1 protein-coding gene is annotated in these 1,258 nt (G+C 60.7%); it reads right to left on the bottom strand.

Annotation, left to right across the window (positions count from 1 at the left end):
- Positions 1 to 28: 28 nt before the first annotated feature.
- The gene (locus ISO4_RS16805) at positions 29 to 1,033 is read right to left on the bottom strand and encodes an IS110 family RNA-guided transposase (RefSeq protein ID WP_142950240.1); all 1,005 of its coding nucleotides are present in this window, start codon (positions 1,031 to 1,033) and stop codon (positions 29 to 31) included.
- Between the last annotated feature and the right edge of the window lie 225 nt (positions 1,034 to 1,258).

The raw sequence follows: 1,258 nt of genomic DNA, 5'->3' as shown, positions 1-1,258 counted from the left end.
GCCGAGCCTACAGATACCGTCTTGCCCATCAACTGGTTCGGGCCACTCTCATCTCGGAGATGGTGTGGGCCGGCATCCCATAACACGACGGGTCGAAACACTGACCGCTTTTCAGTACTCCATACATAATGTGCAGCAGCTTGCGCATGCAGGCCACGACGATCTGTTTGGGCCGCTTGCCGTTCGAGCGTAGTCGTTGCGCGAAGCGCCGGAAGACTGGGTTGTGCTGCTTGGCCACCATCGCCGGGAAATACAACGCCTTACGCAGTCGGGCATCACCCAGGCGCACCATCCCTGAACTAGCCGCTTGCCGCTGGCCGGAGCTGCGCTCCCCTGGTGATAAACCGGCGTACGCCGCCCATTGCTTGGCCGAGCCGAGCAGCGATAACACACTGAGTCGGCTGAGGATCTGATGGACCGTGGTCTCACCTACACCGGGAATACTGGCCAGCAAATCGCGCTTGTCCCGAAGGCCCGGGTGGCGCTCGATGTGGTCGCGAATCCGCGCTTCCAGCTCTCGAATCGCGCGCTCCAACCCTTCGATATGACCTTCGATCTCGTCCGCCACCGCCTCATGGGCCTCCTGAAGGCGCGCTCGTTCCTGGTCACGCATTCCCTTGAGGGCATCCAGGCGCCGGATCAGGGCAAACAGTTCCCGTTCCTCACGGGGACGTGGCTGCCAAAACCCCGGCTTCATTGCCTCGCAGAAGCGGGCAATCAACCGGGCATCTTGCCGGTCTGTCTTGGTTCGCGTCAGGAGCCCCTTGGCGAAGGCGTGAATCTGCGCCGGGTTGACGACACTTACCCGGTGCCCCTCATCGTGGAGGAAGGTCGCCAGTGCTTCCCAATAAGAGCCCGTGGCTTCCATGCAGGCGTGGACGTGGTCTGCGTCGTAGCGAGCCAGCCACTCCAACAGAGCACGATGGCCTGACGGTGTGTTGGGAAAGGCCTTGGTCTTGAACTTCTCGCCCATGGACAAGGCCGCATCAAATTTACGCTTGCTGATGTCGATGCCGAGAATCCAGGTCGTCATTGTCGCGATCACCCTTGTTCATGCAGGCTCTGGCCGCTGGGGCCGGCCTTCGATACCGTTCGATCTGTCGAGCAAAGATGGGACATGGCGACTGATCTGTAGGGCAGGCTCAAGGCCTAGGGATTTACACAGTCTGACCATGCCCCTGCTCAGGCGTCCCTGAGCGCACCACTCATCAGTGGAGTTCGTCAAGATACAAGGGATGTACTCGTGGCGTGTCCTGGA

This window comes from Alloalcanivorax venustensis ISO4 (assembly GCF_015356855.1).
Classification (GTDB): Bacteria; Pseudomonadota; Gammaproteobacteria; order Pseudomonadales; family Alcanivoracaceae; genus Alloalcanivorax; species Alloalcanivorax venustensis.
This window is presented reverse-complemented; position numbering and strand designations above follow the sequence as displayed.